Here is a 15,522-nt window from a genome sequence, read left to right on the forward strand (position 1 = left end):
GCTCGTGTCATAGAATCGTATGGGCGATCTCTTCATAAAGAAGTTGATCGATCTCGTTCCGTTCGTTCAAGACGGCGACTTTCGGACGATGCTGTTTCGCTTCCTCGGCTGTCATTTGGCCGTACGCCATGATAATGACGACATCTCCGACTTGGAAGTGGCGGGCCGCTGCCCCGTTCAGACAGACGACACCCGAACCTCGTTCTCCTTTGATGACATACGTCTCGATACGAGCTCCGTTATGGTTGTTCGTGATGTGCACATGTTCGTTTTCCATGATGCCGACCGCGTCCATCAAATCTTCATCGATTGTGATTGAACCGACGTAATGCAAGTTCGCCTCGGTGACGGTCGCTTTGTGTAGTTTCGCGTGCATAAATGTTCGAATCATTGGATTCATCCTCTCTTCCAAATCACATTATCAATCAAGCGGGCCCGTTCGAACTGCACCGCTACGGCAATCAATAGTTCGGTCGACGCGGAGGTCACCTCGGTCAACGTCGGGTAGTCTTTGATCTCGATATAGTCGATCGTACTGTTTGGGACGTTCTTCAGGCGTTCCTCGAGATGTGCTTTCACATCTTGAATCGTCTCACCTTGCGCAAGGGCGTCTCGCGCCTCGATCAAGGCACGGTTGATGTCACTCGCATCCGCCTTCTCCGTCTCCGACAAATAGACGTTCCGGGACGACTTGGCGAGACCTGATTCTTCACGGATGATTGGACAGCGTCGAATCTTGACCGGGACGAAATAGTCACGGACGTATCCTTCGATCAAGGCGACTTGTTGCGCGTCCTTCAAACCAAAATAAGCGCGCGTCGGACGGACCAAGTTGAACAGCTTGGACACGACGGTCAAAACGCCATCGAAATGACCGGGCCGGCTCGCTCCGCAGAGAACATCTGCGCCGGTACGTACCGTGACACGAGCCATGTCGAGCGGATACATCGTCTCCGTGTTCGGGTAGAACAAGACGTCGACACCCGCCTCGCGGGCGAGCGCCTCGTCCCGCTCGAAATCACGCGGATAGCGGTCGAGGTCCTCGTTCGGACCGAACTGGGTCGGGTTGACGAAGATGCTCATGACGACGAGGTCGTTCTCTGACTTGGCCGCCTCGACGAGACTGAGGTGCCCTTCATGCAAATAACCCATCGTCGGGACGAAACCGATCGTCCCGGCGTCGGTCAACAGTTTCTGTAAGTCATGTGGTGTCGTGACGATGTTCATGCCTTGCCCCCGTAGAGCGTGTCGAGCAGCGACTCATCCATCGTGAACGTGTGCCGTTCGAGCGGGAACGAGCCGTCTTTCGTCGCCTCGACATAATTGCGGATTGCCGTCGTCGCGACCTCATTCACATCGGCATACGCCTCGACGAACTTCGGCAGACGGTCGACGCCATATTTCAAGATATCGTGATAGACGAGCACTTGACCGTCCACGTCGGCACCGGCACCGATGCCGATGACCGGGATTGTAAGTGCCTCGGCAATCTTTTTGGCCAATTGATGTGGCACACACTCGAGAACGAGCATCTTCGCACCGACCCGTTCGGCCTCGAGACTGTCGGCGATCAACTGTTCGGCATCCTCGAGCGATTTGCCTTGTACTTTATAGCCTTCAAGCACACCGACCGATTGTGGGGTGAGGCCAAGGTGGGCCACACACGGCATACCGACTTTCGTCAGACGTTCGATCGTTTCGAGCACCTCGCCGGCCCCTTCAAGTTTGATGGCATCGGCCTGACCGTCTTGGAACAACGTCGCGGCCGCTTGAAGCGTGCGGTCGAAGTCGCCATGATATGTCGCAAACGGCATATCGACGACGACGAACGTGTCGCGTGCCCCGCGGCGTACGGCCTTGGCATGGTGCACCATGTCCGAAGTCGTCACCGGAATCGTCGAATCGTAGCCGAGCACGACCATTCCGAGCGAGTCCCCGACTAAAATGATGTCGACCCCTGCTGCCTCGGCCAGTTTCGCCGACGGATAATCGTAGGCCGTCAACATGACCAATTTCTCTTCTTGCTTCATCTTCTTCAATAACGAAGTCATCGTGTGCATATGGTTCTCCTCCTAAATGTGGAGACAGGTTACAAAAAACGCCTTCCTACACGAATGGTAAGAAGGCGCACGAAAACGATCTCAAGTAGTTGAGTGTCCTTCTGTCCCTGTCAAAATGATCAAGGCAGACAAAATATAGAGTGGCGGTCTGCAGTTCCGGTACACTTCGCGAGCGATAGCGTCCGGCACATTCATTATAGACCACGAACCCGTTTCCATCAATCATTCCAAACTGCGATCTCCGCCGAATAAATCGGCTCGATGATTCCTTCTTGTTCCAAAAGGAGTGCGCCTTCTTCCGAAATACCGCGCATCGTTCCATACCTCGGCTTACCTGACGCCGTCAACGTGATCGATTCGTTCAGATAAGCGGCATGCTCGAGCCAATGCTTGCGCACAGGGCCGAACCCAGACTCAAGGAACAAGTCATATTCGCTTTCAAGCTCGGCGAGTAAGTTGGCAAGCAGCTCGCTTCTGCGATGCGTCTGATTCGTCTCGAGTTTGATCGATGTGGCCCGATGCGCGAGCTCTTCCGGGATGACCTCGCTGTTGACGTTCATCCCGAAGCCGAGGATGACGGCTTGAATCCGGTCACCCTCCGTCTGCATCTCGGTCAAGATGCCGCCGATTTTTTTCCCGTTGAGCAACAAGTCGTTCGGCCATTTGATGGTGGCCGGGATGCCTTGCGCGTGCAGGGCGCGCGCGAACGCGCTCGCCGCCATGAGCGTCAGCTTCGAGGCGTCTCGAATCGGCAACGCCGGCCGCAAAATCACGCTCGCCGCGATATTGACGTGGCTCGGATTATACCAGTTCCGGCCGAGTTGGCCTCGGCCCGCTGTCTGCTCTTCGCTGATGACGAGCGTTCCTTCGAGGACGCCCTTTTGCGCCAATTCATGGGCGATGCGTTGGGTCGTGTCGATTTGCTCAAACGCATGGACGACTTGTCCGAACCGCCCTTTTCGGAACGATACGAACGCCGGTTCATCGAGCCGGTCGGTCTGACCGAACAATTGATACCCTTTTCGAGGAATCGTTTCAATCGCATACCCGTCTTGTTTTAACGTCTCGATATGCTTCCAAATGGCGGTACGTGAAATATTTAATTGGCGGGCCAACTCTTGACCGCTCCAGACGGCCCCGTCCTGCAACAGATTTAAGACTTTTCCGCGTGTCGAAGCCATTGTTCGGCCTCCTTTCGTAACGGTTCCGGCTCATTGGCGAGCTCGCCAATGAGCACGAGCCGCTCAACGTGGGCGAGCAGCTGTTTGATGAGCGGTCCCCGGGCACCGAGATGTAGCGCATCGCGACCATCGAATCGGAGTTCCCGGCGCGACTGGATCGGCAACTGCCGCTTCAACTGTTCGGCTGTCTCGCTTCGTCCGGACATCCGCAAGTATGTCGCTAGCGTCTCCGGCGTCGTCTCATAGATGGTGAACGTGTCGAGCCCGCTGTCGAACAGACGCGCGAGCACGCCCGCCTCCCGCTTCAGTGCGTTCGAGCGTTTCCACGGTGTCAGCCAATCGGTGGCGTCAGCATAATAGACGAACAACGCCCAGCCCCCGACCGGGTCGACCGGGGTCCGCTTGTCGGCGATGACACGGCGGATGAGCGTCTCCGTGACGTTCGGCAAGTATTGATGGATGCCGAGGTCAAGTATCGCCGCGAGCGCCTTTCGGTATGCCGGGCCCATCATCAACTTCTCGAACTCGATGGCGACCCGTTCCATCGCGATGTCTTGCAGTTTGTGGCCGAGTTCGCGTGAGGCCCGTTGCACGTCTTCGTCGAGCCGGAAATCGAGTTGGGCCATGAAGCGGAACGCCCGCATGATGCGGAGCGCGTCCTCGTTGAAGCGTTCATAGGGGCTGCCGACGGTCCGAATGACACGTGCCTCGAGGTCCATCCGTCCGCCGAACAAGTCGACGACGTTGCCGTCGTGGAACGCCATCGCGTTCATGGTGAAGTCACGCCGTTTCATATCTTCTTCAAGCGAGACGCCGAGCGAAACATGGTCGGGTCGTCTCGAGTCCGAGTACGTCCCTTCCGAGCGGAACGTCGTCACTTCGAACGGATGATGGTCGAGGATGACCGTCACCGTGCCGTGGTCAATCCCGGTCGGTACCGATTTCGGGAACAAGCGCATGACTTCGTCCGGGAAGAGCGACGTAGCGATATCGATATCATCCGGAAGCGTACCGAGCATATAGTCACGGACGGCACCCCCGACGATGTACGCTTCGCCGCCGTGGGCGTTGATCGTCTCGATGATTCGTTTGGCGTATTCCCATTCCGTCATCGTCCCACCACCTGTTCATAAAGCGATTCATACGCCGTGACGATATCGGCCGAGGCGAACTGTTTGGCCCGCTCGAGCCCGTTCGCACGGAAGCGTGCATGGAGCTCGTGGTCGAGCAAGATCGCTTCGAGCGCTTTCGTCGCCGCGGGCGCGTCGCCGCGTTTGACGACAAACCCTTCCACGCCGTCGGTGATGACTTCCGGCAATCCGCCCGCATCGCTGACGACCGACGGTACACCCGTCGCCATCGCCTCGAGGGCGACGAGGCCGAACGCCTCTTTGTCCGACAACAGGATATGGACGTCGCACATCGATAGAAGTGCCGCCACTTGCTCTTGCTTCCCGGCGAAGATGACTTGCTCTTCGAGCCCCATCTCGCTCACGAGGCGGCGCATCGCTCCCATGAGCGGGCCGTCACCGACGAGGAGCAGTTTTTTGTGCGGCACGTTCATCTGCTGGAACGATTCGAGCACGAGGTCGATTCGCTTCACTTGCCGGAAGTTCGAGATATGGATGACGACCCGGTCCTGTTCCGATAAACCGTATCGTTCGCGAAGCGATGTATCGGCCTGTGGTTGATAGACAGCCTCATCGATAAAGTTATGGATGACGTCAATCGACAAATCGGACCCGATCCGCTCGCGCGTCTCTTGTTTCAAGCTGTCCGAGACGGCCGTGATCGCGTTCGATTGACGCAACCCATAAAGGATGGCCGGCTTGAGTTCTTCGTCTTCCCCGAGCACGGTGATATCGGTCCCGTGGAGCGTCGACACGATCGGCGTCTTCGTCCCGGCCATCTCGCGCCCGAGGGCGGCACAGACAGCGTGCGGCACCGCGTAGTGGGCATGAATGACATCAAGGCCGAACGCCTGGATGACGCTCGCGATTTTCGAGGCGAGCGTGATGTCGTACGGCGGATAGCGGAACACCGAGTACTGGTTGATCTCGACTTGGTGGAACGTGATATTCGGATGGTAGGCGTTCAGTCGGAACGGGATGCTCGACGTGATGAAATGAACGTCATGCCCCCGGTCGGCGAGTTTCATGCCGAGCTCGGTGGCGAGTATGCCCGAACCTCCGACCGACGGATAACAAAGGACCCCGATGCGTAGTCTCATGCGAGCTCACCCGCCTTCGTGACAACGTACGGACGGGTCGTCATGAGCCCTTCGGCGTACTCCGTGCCGATCAAACTGCCGAAATGCCGTTCCCGTGCCAACACCCGATCGAGATAGGCGTCCGTGAGCGGTGTCGCCACACCGTCGACCGGTGTGAACTGACTGGCATAAGCCCGTAAAGCGTTTAGTTTATGTTCAATCGTCGCCGTGATGTCGATGCAGACGTCAGGCGTCGTATGGGCGTTGATCATATATTGATAGACGCTCGCCGGTCGATACGCGGCGACGTCCGGCATAAATTTACGGATTCCTGCGTTAAAGAGCGCCTCCTCGACGAGTCGGGCGCAAGCCCCATGGTCAGGATGGCGGTCGACGCCGTATGGATAAAAGACATGTGTCGGACGTTCGGTCCGAATCAAACGGACGAGCGCCTCGACTTGTTCATTGTCCCCTGTCAAACCCCGGTCCGGAAAACCGAGGTTCACACGCCGGATACCGAGCACACGGTCGGCCATCTCGGCTTCTTTCCCCCGGGTGACGACGTCCCCGTTCGATGACAGTTCGGCTCTCGTCAAATCGACGTATAGGACCTCGATCCCGTCCTCGGTCCATTGGGCGGTCATACCGGCGATGCCGATCTCAATGTCGTCCGGATGGGCCCCAATTGCTACTATTTTCATAAAATCACCTCTTCTGTGAAAAGTATATCGGACTCCGTCTCGATTGTCATATGTTCAGGGTAGGCAATCGAGAGGTTTTTCGAGTACGCTACTAGATGGGAGGTGAACCAGATGACGGTACAATTACCGATTCGGTTTCGCAATATATTCTTCATTTTGATTGGTTCCTTTATTTTCGCGTTCGGTGTCTACCACTTCAACGTCCAGAACAACTTGGCGGAAGGCGGCTTCACAGGCATCACCTTGATTCTGCGGGGCTTGTTCGATTGGTCGCCATCGATCACGAACTTGGCGCTCAACATCCCGCTCTTCTTCGTCAGCTATAAGCTGCTCGGGCGGACGACGTTCATCTACACGCTCATCGGGACGTTCAGCTTCTCGCTCTGGTACGCCCTCATTGCCAAGTACTCAAACCTCGTCATCGATTTGACGGACGACATGGTGCTCGCGAGTTTGTTCGCCGGCCTGTTCATCGGGGTCGGTCTTGGCATCATCTTCAATAACGGCGGCACGACCGGAGGCGTCGACATCATTGCCCGGCTCGTGCAACGTTACGTCGGCTGGTCGATCGGCAAGACGTTCCTCGTGTTCGACTTTTTCGTCATCGTCCTCAGTTTGACGTATCTCGATATTCGCGAGGCGATGTATACGCTCCTCGCCGTCTATATCGGGGCCCGCGTCATCGACTCGATGCAGGAAGGGACATATGCCGGGAAGGCCGCCATGATCATCAGCGACCATCGCACGGCCATCGCCGACGGCATCCACGCCACGATGAACCGCGGGACGACCCGTCTTCTCGCCAAAGGCGGCTATTCGAACAAGGAACTTGAAGTCCTCTATGTCGTCGTCGGGCGGAACGAAGTGAACCGGTTGAAAACGATCGTCAAACAGATCGACCCGCACGCCTTCGTCACGTTCCACCACGTCTATGAGGTCGGTGGTGAAGGCTTCACGTTCGATGAGAACCGTGTACCACTGAAATAAAGTAATGTAGATTGTTCGTTCATCTGAGTTGCTTCGATTCGTATCCAAATCGTGAGTCAGGGACCAGTCGATTAAAACAACTCGCATTGTTTCAAGGAGGCTACATTGTGGAGAATCGTTTTTGTTCAGCGTTGTCAAACAGACATCTCTTGACCATTTCGCTGGTGATTCTTTTGACTTCAGCATGCATGGCGTACCTGTTTGGGAATTCTTCTATCGTTTCCGTTACTGAGAGGACGACCATTGTTGCAAAGGATCGGTCTGAGACAGGACAATGGATTATTCTTGCAAATGAGAAAAAAATAGATGTGGTTGATTTCAGTACGTGGGCTTTACTTGAAGAAAATGAGGAGTACACGGTGTCTTACGAGTCAAAGGAAGCATCGACTAAGTATGTTTTGACCAACGTCGTTCCAAGCGATTATAACGGGCAATTTTGACGTTGCTCTGATTGCACTCGTCATGAGACAAAATACGAGTATGATAAAACAGGCCACTAGAAGCAGCTTAATCGCTTCCAGTGGCCTGTTTTTGAGTAAACGGTCGTAGACTCGGGTTGGGTCTAACCATTATTTGTCGATCCGGACAATCTCAAAGTCGAGTGGGCCGTCCGGTGAATCGATTGTGACGGATTGACCTACGACGCCGCCCATCAACCCGCTGCCGAGCGGGGACGACACGGAAATCGTGCCTTTCGCCAGATCGGCCTCGAGCTCGCCGACGATTTGGTACGTCTCGGTGTCACCATCCGGCAGTTCTCGCAACGTCACCGTGTCACCGAACCCAACCTTTCCGGCAGTCGCTTCCTCTTCCACGACGACGGCATCGGCGAGCGTTCGCTCTAGTTCGATGATTTTCGTCTCGATGCGCTCTTGTTCACGCACTGCGTCAAAGTACGTCACATCTTCTCGAAAGTCACAAAATTTCCGGGCCGCCTTGACACGTTCGAGCGCTTCACGCCGACCCTCGATGCGAAGCGTCTCGAGTTGTTCGATCAGACGCAGACGACCCGCCTTCGTCAACTGTGGTTTTGACATCTCGGTCCCCTTTCCAAACATGATAAAAAAAGTCCCGTCGCGAGACGGGACCGTTGATTCTACTCATCACGTGGCATGAAGACGATGAGTGCCAAGCGGATCAATTCGGCGACGGCGACGAGCGTTGCCGCCACGTACGTCCATGCTGCCGCGTTGAGCACTTTGCGCGCACCCGACTCTTCGGTTGCCGTGACGATTCCGTGGCTCGTCAGTTCAGCCATGGCCCGTTTCGAGGCATCGAATTCGACTGGGAGTGTGACGAGTTGGAACACGACCGCCCCGAGCATCATGACGACACCGAGTTGGGCGAGGCCCATCGCGCCGAGCAAGAAACCACCTAAGAGAAGCGGGAACGACAAGTTCGACGTGATGTTCACGACCGGCACGAGCCGGTGACGGACACGCATCATCTTATAGTCGGTCGCATCTTGAATGACGTGGCCGATCTCGTGGGCCGCAATCGCAGCCGATGAGATCGTCGAGCCTTGATACACTTCACGTGAGAGACGGACGACTTTATTGACCGGATCGTAATGGTCACTCATCAGTCCGTCGACCATCTCGATGCGGACGTTGTTGACGCCGTTTTGTTTCATGATGAAGTCAGCGACTTGGGCGCCGGTGACGCCGCTTTGAATCGGTTGTTGAAGAAATTTTTTGTACGTACTTTTCACTCGCATCTGGGCCCATAATGGGATGAGCATAATCAGTGCAAGATAGAAAATATAGCCACCTAATGACATGTTCTCTATCACCTCTGCGTGTATTTGATACCCTGATTTTACATTCTTATGAACTTATTATCAAGTGAAGTGCGCAGGATGAGGTGGTATCCCATAAAAAAACATATTCCCGTCAACCAGAACGAACCATAGCCGATCCAGGCGATATGCTCGGCGAGCGACGGATAGCGCGGCCATTGGCCGAGCACATAATCGACGACGTCATTGTGGACGACCCAGACGAGCGTCAAAACGAACGAACGAACCGTCCATGTCATGAACGGTGCATACAACAGCGCCTGGAACGCCATCGCTCCGTGCGACACCATCAGCATGACCGCCATGAGCACGGTGAACGTCTCCGCGTCCGGTCCGAGTTCCCGCAAGAACAAGAGATTCATGATGACGGCCCACACCCCATACTTGATGAGCGTCACGAAGGCGAGCGTCTCCATGAGCGGCGACTTCTTTCCGGCGAGCCATAGGCCGAGCACAATCGTGAAGAAGAGCGAGGCCGTCGGGCTGTCCGGTACGAACGGCCAATAGATGAGCGGCGTATCGCGAAGCTGGGGCTCATACCAGACGTACCCGTAGATCGTGCCGAGCAGATTGATGAGAAAGAGTAGTCCTAACACGAGCCGGTGTGTCAGGATCGGGCGCAACATATGTATCATTCGAGTATTCCATCCTTTTTTTCTTCATTGTAGCGCAACGAAACGAAAGTAAAAAGAAGTGTGGCCCGTTTGACGGGTCACACTTCTTGAACCAATCGTTTATTGGTTGTTTTCTCCGCCTTCACCGTATGAAGCGATGAATTCAGACATGGCTTGGAGGTCCTCATCCGAACCGTCCCATTGGCCGGCCGGCATCGTTCCGACACCATTGACCGCGATATCCGCGATCTCTTCGGCCGTGTAAGCTGTCCCGACGAGACCTGGAGCGGCTGCGCCGCCTTCAAGGTTCTGACCGTGACAGTTCACACATGACTGCGCCGAGTAAATCTCGTAACCTGGTGCGGCCGTATCAATTTCCGGGCCCTCACCTGGTACTTCCAAGATTCCTTGCTCGTGAACTTGATCCCAATGTGTCGTTTGAACCGACTCCCACGTCAAGTAGAAAATCGACAAGACACCGAGAAGCATGAAGCTGATGGCGACCGGACGTTTCGCCGGACGACGTTCGAGCCCCTGGTCGAGCCATGGTGCGATCAAGAGCGCCGTGAAAGCGACCCCTGGCAAGATGACCGTCCCAAGAAGGATCCAGTCCCCTGCTGCGAATTGGTACTTGAGCAATTGATACAAGAACAAGAAATACCAGTCCGGTAACGGAATGTAAGACGTGTTCGTTGGATCGGCGATGTTTTGGAGCGGTGGTGCCTCGACGATCGTCAAGGCGATGAACCCGATCAAGAAGACCGAACCGACCATCCACTCTTTCAACAAGAAGTTCGGCCAGAACGCCTCAGTGCGTCCTGGGTATTCAGAATAGTCTTTTGCAATATTTTGTTTCCGATTCGAGATTCCTACTCGAGAGTCGGTTACAAATTTCATCCCTTTACCGCGATGCATATCGTTTCTCCCCCTTTATATCTTCGAATCGGCTTATAGCGGTCCTGAAATCCCTTGTTTACGAATCATCAAGAAGTGGGCTCCGAGGAGTCCGAACAAGGCCGCCGGTAAGAAGAAGACGTGAATGGCGAAGAAGTTCGTGAGCGTCCGTGCGCCGACGATCTCACCACCGGCGAGAAGCGTCTTGGCGATGCCACCAATGACCGGGACACTCTCGGCAATTTGAAGCGTAACTTTCGTCGCGAACAACGCTTTCATATCCCACGGCAACAAGTACCCTGTAAGACCGAGCGCCAAGACGACGAAGAACAAGAGAACACCGACGACCCAGTTGAGTTCGCGCGGCTTCTTATACGATCCGGTAAAGAATACGCGGAGCGTATGTAAGAACAACATGACGATGGCGACCGATGCGCCCCAGTGGTGCATCCCACGAACGATTTGTCCGTGTGCGATCTCGTTTTGTAAATAATACACCGACGCGTGCGCGTTGATGATGTCTGGTACGTAATACATCGTCAAGAACATCCCTGACAGAATTTGAATCACGATCGTGAAGAACGTCAGACCGCCGAAGCAATAAACAAATGCTGAAAAGTGATGGGCAGGGTTGACGTGTTCTGGAACTTCATGGTCAGCGATGTCGCGCCATAACGGCGTGATGTCGACGCGTTCATCGACCCAATCATAAATTTTTTGTAACATCGACTATTCCCCCTCTCACAACTGTGCGACTGGACTGCCCAAGTATAGGAAGCCGTCTTTTTCTTCTTTTTCGTAGCGTGCAAGTGGTGATGTCGGAGGCGTACCCGGAATGTTCGTTCCATCTTTCTCATAGCGACCGAAGTGACACGGACAGAAGAACTCTGTCGGTCGAGTCGGGTCTCCACCATATCCTACTTGGCAACCGAGGTGCGTACAGATCGGAGACAAGGCGATGACTTCGCCGCTCTCATCTTTAAATACCCACGCCGAAAGCGTTTCTTCAAATTCATACCAAGCATCTTGCGTTTGTTTCTTAAAGTCGACACGTTGCGGCTCAGTCGTGATGTCGTCGAGACTGATGACTTTTACTTTATCGCCCGCATCCGATTTTTTTAAGACCGGATCGATCGCAAAGTTGACCATCGGACTGATCAATGTTGCCGCCATAAAGCCACCTACACCAGTCAACGTATACGTTAAGAACTGACGGCGTGTGACTTTTGACCCATTTTGAGCCATTTCGTTCCCCCCTCATTCGTGTGCATAACCCCATAATTCTTTATGCATTCTTCACAAAAATTTCTCACTCAACAAAATAGTATATCAATAAAACCTCCACGTCAACCGCTTCATGTCGCCATCCAACGGCTCGAAAGCTCGGTAATGACTTGCGTCGCAAAATTTTGAACCATCGTGTGCGACTGCTCGCCGGACATGCCTTTTAAAGCAAGCGGCGGAACAAACATAATCGGCAGTTCAGACCCTTTGAAACGCAAATCCGAGGAGATGAACAACACGTGGGAAAACCCAGAGGACACCGCCTTCGTGAGTACCGCTTCTGCCGTCGCCCGGCCAGCGTCCACGTCGACGTAACTAAGTGTCGGGCTGAGCATCGTCCGTCCCGACAGTTGCCGTTCGGTCTCAAGTGCCACCGCCTGAATGACTTCGTTCCCTTCGGCTTTTCGCACCATGTCCTCATCAAACGCCAGTTCGACGAGTGGGACGACGAGCGTGTCGACGTATTGGCGTTCTGTCAGCGATTTCATCGCGTCTATGCCATCGAACCTCATCTTCCTCCTCCTCTCCTCCAGACATACATCATCATGTCCATTGTAGCGTACCTACAAACGTTCCCTATGCGAAACTTATGAACGAAATGTGAAATTATTGTGTATTCCTACGTCATTAATATACCAAAAAACAAGCGCCGACCATAACGGAAGCGCTTGTTTTTATTAAAATAATTTTGAGGCTCGCACTTGATGCAGCTGACTCGTCAAATTGCGGAACAATTTCTCGTCACGCCGGTCGAGCGCCTTGTCGATTTCGACGAGCAGACGTTCTTCCTCGAACTGGGCGACCGAGGCCCGGATGACCGTTTGCGCGGACGTCGTCACTTCATCCTTAAGTTCGGCCACGGGTTCGAACGGGTTCAATTCAACGATGTCGATCCACATTTCGTCGATCATCATCCCTTGGAAGTTGAGCTCCACGTAGATGGCGCCGTCATGGAGCCGGATGTCGTGATACGCCTTCTCGGGATTGACCGTGATGAGGTCACCCCGGCGGTAACGGAACGGTTCGCCGTCAAAACCGTACGCCGTCATGATCAGGCTACGCGGTGAGACCGAGGCGTTCGTGACGAAATGAACGTTCCCGAGTTTTTCTGGATGTCTGAGCCAGTAGTCGATAATCCACTTGGCTTCTCGTTTGCGAAGCGTATGATGAGCGAGGAATCGCTTTAAGAACATCTTTTTCCGCTCGACCATATGACCCCATCTCCTTTGTATCGATTAATCGTGGTCCGTCAACCGTTCGAGCCGCTCCTCCAGAACTTGGCGGTCGTCGACATCGACGGTGAGCGCAAGCGTTTGCTCGAGCACTCGTTGCGCTTCGGCACGCTGTCCTTCTTCTATCAATAGTGTAGCCCATTCGATGGCAAATGACACGTCCTCTTTATAAACTTGCTCGATCGACCCGTATAACGTGACGGCTTGATCGTAGTCCTCGAGTTCATAGGCCGCCTTCGCTTTGTACCAGGTCATGAGCGGGGACGTCGAATGCTCTTCGAGCGTGTCGATCGTCTCGAGGACGGCCTCCATGTCACCCGATTCGAATAAGACTGATAAGAGGAGCTCGGTTGCCTGGAGCGATTCCGGGTTCAGCGCGAGCGCTTCCCGAAGTTCCGTAACCGCCTCGTCCGTCCGCCCTTGCTTCAAGAACAGCTTCGCCTTCACCGTCCGCAACTCGTCGTTGTAGTCGTCACGGTCGATTCCCTGATCGATCACATCCAATGCCTCTTCGAAGCGGCCGAGTGCGTCGAGCGCTTCCGTATAGGGCAAGTAGAGCGACGTGAAGTCCGGGTCCATCGCCCGGAGTGACTCGAACTGCTTCACGGCGATTTCATCGCGACCGATGCGATGGGCGGTCATCGCGTGACCGAACACGGTATTCAAGTTGCGGTCGTTTGCTTTCTCATACTCCTCGAGCGCCTCTTCGAACGAGCCGATCATCGTGAGCGCCTCGGCGTAGTCCGCCTGATAGTCGAGTTCTTCCGGCAAGCGCAAGTGCGGCAGACGGGCATAGAGCGGGACCGCCTGTTCGAATGAACCGATCGACGCATACAACTCGGCTAGACCATAGATAAGGAGCGGTTCGTCTGGATTCGCCTCAAGCGCCTCCATCAATTTCTTCACCGCGACCTCATCCAACCCTTGAGATTGATAGAGATCAGCGAGCAAGACGAGGCTGCGCATATGCGCTTCCTTGTCTGTCGTATCAATCTTTTCAAGGACGGCGATCGCCTCTTCTTCCCGGTCGCTGTCCAAGTAAGCCTCGGCTAGTGACAAGGCGACGTGCGGATTGCCCGCGTAGTCGACGTAGAGTGCCGCGAGTACGTTCACGGCCCGATCGGCGAGCCCGAGTTCGAGGTAGATGTCGGCGATGGCCAGACGGTCTTCGTCCGACCCTTCCTTCTCGAGCGACTCGAGATGCATGAGGGCATGCTCGGTCTCACCTTTCTCGAGCATCTCAATAATATGATTCAATTCTATTTCGTCTAACATGTTTATAATTCCTCCTACCGGCTACTCGTATTGACGTTATTCTATCTCACGGCCGAGGCGTTGTAAATCGTCACGGAATCGTGGGTAACTTACATCAGCTGCCTCGATGTGTTCAATCGTCACACGGTCCGTCGTCAATAAGTCCGCGATTTGGAGCATCATCGCCAAGCGATGATCCCCGTGCGAGGAGACATGACCCCCGTGCAACCGGCTCGGATAGACGTCAAATCCGTCCTCGGTTTCGCGCACATCGACCCCGAGTGCCGAGAGTTCATGCACGACCGTCTGAATCCGGTCCGTCTCTTTCACTCGGAGTTCGCCCGCGTCCCGGACCGATGACGGACTCGTCGCTTGCGACGCGACGAGAGCGAACAACGGCAATTCATCAATTTGGTGCGGGATGGCGTCCCCGTCCAAGCGGATGCCGTGAAGTGTACTCGTCGACACTGTCACGTCGCCGACTGATTCTTCCCCGAGCAAACGAACGTTCGTCACTTCCGTCTTCACACCCATCCGTTCAAGCGTGCGTAAAAATCCGATTCGTGTCTCGTTCAAACAGACGTCGGTCGTCGTGACGCGACTGCCCGGGACGAGTGCCGCCCCGGCCCACCAAAAGGCAGCCGAAGATGGATCGGCCGGAACGGCCACCGTGGTCCCTTTGAGCCCGGATGGAGCTAACCGGATCGTTCGGACACCGTCCTCTGCCGTGATGTCCAATTGCCCACTGAACAGCGGCAGCATGCGTTCCGTATGGTCCCGCGATAAGACGGGTTCGCGCACGATTGTCGGTCCGGTCGCACGAAGTCCCGCAAGCAGGACCGCTGACTTCACTTGCGCGCTCGCGACAGGCAACGTGTAATCGATGCCCGCCAGCGTCCGGCCGTGAATTCGGATCGGGGCGAACTCTCCGTGGAGGTCCGCGCCCATTTGTCGGAGCGGGTCCGTCACCCGACGCATCGGACGTTTTGAGAGCGAGGCGTCTCCGGTAAGCGTGAACTCCCCATCGTAACCGGCGAGAAGCCCTGTCAAAAGACGCATCGTCGTGCCCGAGTTCCCGCAATCGAGTTCGGCCGATGTGAGCGTCTTTGCCCCCGTGATGAGGAGGCGGTCCGGCTCTTCGATGACGTCCGCTCCTAACCGCCGGATCGCCTCGAGCGTCGACCGGCAATCCTCGCCAAGGAGTGGATCATAAATCGTCGTCTCCCCGGTCGCCACGGCCCCGAACAAGAGAGCGCGATGCGTGATTGACTTGTCACTCGGAACCCGTATGAATCCATTCAATCCCAT

At 55.1% G+C, this 15,522-nt stretch carries 19 protein-coding genes; 2 read left to right on the plus strand and 17 right to left on the minus strand.

Features of this window, described 5'->3' with window-relative positions:
* Nucleotides 1-7: 7 nt before the first annotated feature.
* The 7 genes from panD to bshB1 form a co-directional block, all read right to left on the minus strand.
* Nucleotides 8-391, minus strand: a complete 384-nt coding sequence (gene panD, locus KNP75_RS08000; RefSeq protein ID WP_021067221.1) for an aspartate 1-decarboxylase — start codon at nucleotides 389-391, stop codon at nucleotides 8-10.
* Nucleotides 392-396: 5 nt separating this feature from the next.
* Entirely contained in the window at nucleotides 397-1,227 is an 831-nt protein-coding gene (panC, locus tag KNP75_RS08005; RefSeq protein ID WP_215190185.1) for a pantoate--beta-alanine ligase, read from the minus strand.
* On the minus strand, nucleotides 1,224-2,060 hold the full coding sequence (gene panB / locus KNP75_RS08010; protein WP_215190186.1) for a 3-methyl-2-oxobutanoate hydroxymethyltransferase: 837 nt from the start codon (nucleotides 2,058-2,060) through the stop codon (nucleotides 1,224-1,226). Before panB ends, panC begins: the two co-directional genes overlap by 4 nt.
* A gap of 218 nt (nucleotides 2,061-2,278) precedes the next feature.
* Nucleotides 2,279-3,241 carry a biotin--[acetyl-CoA-carboxylase] ligase gene (locus tag KNP75_RS08015; RefSeq protein ID WP_214752773.1) on the minus strand — a complete coding sequence of 321 codons (963 nt, stop codon included), beginning with the start codon at nucleotides 3,239-3,241 and terminating at the stop codon, nucleotides 2,279-2,281.
* Nucleotides 3,214-4,353: a CCA tRNA nucleotidyltransferase gene (locus KNP75_RS08020; RefSeq protein ID WP_215190187.1), complete on the minus strand. Its 1,140-nt coding sequence runs from the start codon at nucleotides 4,351-4,353 to the stop codon at nucleotides 3,214-3,216. Before KNP75_RS08020 ends, KNP75_RS08015 begins: the two co-directional genes overlap by 28 nt.
* Nucleotides 4,350-5,471 (minus strand): N-acetyl-alpha-D-glucosaminyl L-malate synthase BshA, encoded by a 1,122-nt coding sequence (gene bshA / locus KNP75_RS08025; protein WP_215190188.1) that lies wholly within the window; start codon nucleotides 5,469-5,471, stop codon nucleotides 4,350-4,352. The genes KNP75_RS08020 and bshA overlap by 4 nt, the downstream gene beginning before the upstream one ends.
* On the minus strand, nucleotides 5,468-6,151 hold the full coding sequence (gene bshB1 / locus KNP75_RS08030) for a bacillithiol biosynthesis deacetylase BshB1 (protein WP_215190189.1): 684 nt from the start codon (nucleotides 6,149-6,151) through the stop codon (nucleotides 5,468-5,470). The genes bshA and bshB1 overlap by 4 nt, the downstream gene beginning before the upstream one ends.
* 111 nt (nucleotides 6,152-6,262) lie before the next feature.
* On the opposite strand from bshB1, the gene KNP75_RS08035 reads away from it, so the two are divergent.
* A complete protein-coding gene (locus tag KNP75_RS08035; protein WP_114165717.1) occupies nucleotides 6,263-7,138 on the plus strand; it encodes a YitT family protein in 876 nt (291 codons plus the stop codon).
* Between the two features lie 107 nt (nucleotides 7,139-7,245).
* Nucleotides 7,246-7,578: a hypothetical protein gene (locus KNP75_RS08040; protein WP_215190190.1), complete on the plus strand. Its 333-nt coding sequence runs from the start codon at nucleotides 7,246-7,248 to the stop codon at nucleotides 7,576-7,578.
* 129 nt (nucleotides 7,579-7,707) lie between these two features.
* Here the strand turns inward: KNP75_RS08040 and KNP75_RS08045 are convergent, their stop codons facing one another.
* The 10 genes from KNP75_RS08045 to aroA form a co-directional block, all read right to left on the minus strand.
* Nucleotides 7,708-8,175 carry a GreA/GreB family elongation factor gene (locus KNP75_RS08045; RefSeq protein WP_215190191.1) on the minus strand — a complete coding sequence of 156 codons (468 nt, stop codon included), beginning with the start codon at nucleotides 8,173-8,175 and terminating at the stop codon, nucleotides 7,708-7,710.
* Between the two features lie 59 nt (nucleotides 8,176-8,234).
* Complete coding sequence (locus KNP75_RS08050) at nucleotides 8,235-8,918, minus strand: zinc metallopeptidase (protein WP_034777336.1); 684 nt, start codon at nucleotides 8,916-8,918, stop codon at nucleotides 8,235-8,237.
* Nucleotides 8,919-8,956: 38 nt separating this feature from the next.
* Nucleotides 8,957-9,571 (minus strand): DUF1405 domain-containing protein, encoded by a 615-nt coding sequence (locus KNP75_RS08055; RefSeq protein WP_034777335.1) that lies wholly within the window; start codon nucleotides 9,569-9,571, stop codon nucleotides 8,957-8,959.
* Between the two features lie 99 nt (nucleotides 9,572-9,670).
* A complete protein-coding gene (locus KNP75_RS08060) occupies nucleotides 9,671-10,465 on the minus strand; it encodes a menaquinol-cytochrome c reductase cytochrome b/c subunit (RefSeq protein ID WP_215190192.1) in 795 nt (264 codons plus the stop codon).
* Between the two features lie 33 nt (nucleotides 10,466-10,498).
* Nucleotides 10,499-11,170 carry a menaquinol-cytochrome c reductase cytochrome b subunit gene (gene qcrB / locus KNP75_RS08065; RefSeq protein ID WP_021067209.1) on the minus strand — a complete coding sequence of 224 codons (672 nt, stop codon included), beginning with the start codon at nucleotides 11,168-11,170 and terminating at the stop codon, nucleotides 10,499-10,501.
* 15 nt (nucleotides 11,171-11,185) lie between these two features.
* Entirely contained in the window at nucleotides 11,186-11,689 is a 504-nt protein-coding gene (locus tag KNP75_RS08070; RefSeq protein WP_131434059.1) for a QcrA and Rieske domain-containing protein, read from the minus strand.
* 110 nt (nucleotides 11,690-11,799) lie between these two features.
* Entirely contained in the window at nucleotides 11,800-12,240 is a 441-nt protein-coding gene (locus tag KNP75_RS08075) for a DUF2487 family protein (protein WP_214707512.1), read from the minus strand.
* A gap of 165 nt (nucleotides 12,241-12,405) precedes the next feature.
* Nucleotides 12,406-12,939, minus strand: coding sequence for a ReoY family proteolytic degradation factor (locus tag KNP75_RS08080; protein WP_034777333.1), 534 nt, complete (start codon nucleotides 12,937-12,939; stop codon nucleotides 12,406-12,408).
* Nucleotides 12,940-12,963: 24 nt separating this feature from the next.
* Complete coding sequence (locus KNP75_RS08085) at nucleotides 12,964-14,235, minus strand: tetratricopeptide repeat protein (RefSeq protein WP_215190193.1); 1,272 nt, start codon at nucleotides 14,233-14,235, stop codon at nucleotides 12,964-12,966.
* A gap of 36 nt (nucleotides 14,236-14,271) precedes the next feature.
* Nucleotides 14,272-15,522, minus strand: coding sequence for a 3-phosphoshikimate 1-carboxyvinyltransferase (aroA, locus tag KNP75_RS08090; RefSeq protein WP_215190194.1), 1,251 nt, complete (start codon nucleotides 15,520-15,522; stop codon nucleotides 14,272-14,274).

It is taken from the genome of Exiguobacterium sp. s6 (assembly GCF_018618155.1).
Lineage (GTDB): Bacteria > Bacillota > Bacilli > Exiguobacteriales > Exiguobacteriaceae > Exiguobacterium > Exiguobacterium mexicanum_A.

Excerpts from the sequence above, each read along its gene's own strand:
- panD (WP_021067221.1), bottom strand. The coding sequence starts at position 391 with ATGATTCGAACATTTATGCACGCGAAACTACACAAAGCGACCGTCACC.
- panC (WP_215190185.1), bottom strand. The coding sequence starts at position 1,227 with ATGAACATCGTCACGACACCACATGACTTACAGAAACTGTTGACCGAC.
- panB (WP_215190186.1), bottom strand. The coding sequence starts at position 2,060 with ATGCACACGATGACTTCGTTATTGAAGAAGATGAAGCAAGAAGAGAAA.
- KNP75_RS08015 (WP_214752773.1), bottom strand. The coding sequence starts at position 3,241 with ATGGCTTCGACACGCGGAAAAGTCTTAAATCTGTTGCAGGACGGGGCC.
- KNP75_RS08020 (WP_215190187.1), bottom strand. The coding sequence starts at position 4,353 with ATGACGGAATGGGAATACGCCAAACGAATCATCGAGACGATCAACGCC.
- bshA (WP_215190188.1), bottom strand. The coding sequence starts at position 5,471 with ATGAGACTACGCATCGGGGTCCTTTGTTATCCGTCGGTCGGAGGTTCG.
- bshB1 (WP_215190189.1), bottom strand. The coding sequence starts at position 6,151 with ATGAAAATAGTAGCAATTGGGGCCCATCCGGACGACATTGAGATCGGC.
- KNP75_RS08035 (WP_114165717.1), top strand. The coding sequence starts at position 6,263 with ATGACGGTACAATTACCGATTCGGTTTCGCAATATATTCTTCATTTTG.
- KNP75_RS08045 (WP_215190191.1), bottom strand. The coding sequence starts at position 8,175 with ATGTCAAAACCACAGTTGACGAAGGCGGGTCGTCTGCGTCTGATCGAA.
- KNP75_RS08050 (WP_034777336.1), bottom strand. The coding sequence starts at position 8,918 with ATGTCATTAGGTGGCTATATTTTCTATCTTGCACTGATTATGCTCATC.
- KNP75_RS08055 (WP_034777335.1), bottom strand. The coding sequence starts at position 9,571 with ATGATACATATGTTGCGCCCGATCCTGACACACCGGCTCGTGTTAGGA.
- KNP75_RS08060 (WP_215190192.1), bottom strand. The coding sequence starts at position 10,465 with ATGCATCGCGGTAAAGGGATGAAATTTGTAACCGACTCTCGAGTAGGA.
- qcrB (WP_021067209.1), bottom strand. The coding sequence starts at position 11,170 with ATGTTACAAAAAATTTATGATTGGGTCGATGAACGCGTCGACATCACG.
- KNP75_RS08070 (WP_131434059.1), bottom strand. The coding sequence starts at position 11,689 with ATGGCTCAAAATGGGTCAAAAGTCACACGCCGTCAGTTCTTAACGTAT.
- KNP75_RS08075 (WP_214707512.1), bottom strand. The coding sequence starts at position 12,240 with ATGAGGTTCGATGGCATAGACGCGATGAAATCGCTGACAGAACGCCAA.
- KNP75_RS08080 (WP_034777333.1), bottom strand. The coding sequence starts at position 12,939 with ATGGTCGAGCGGAAAAAGATGTTCTTAAAGCGATTCCTCGCTCATCAT.
- KNP75_RS08085 (WP_215190193.1), bottom strand. The coding sequence starts at position 14,235 with ATGTTAGACGAAATAGAATTGAATCATATTATTGAGATGCTCGAGAAA.
- aroA (WP_215190194.1), bottom strand. The coding sequence starts at position 15,522 with ATGGGATTGAATGGATTCATACGGGTTCCGAGTGACAAGTCAATCACG.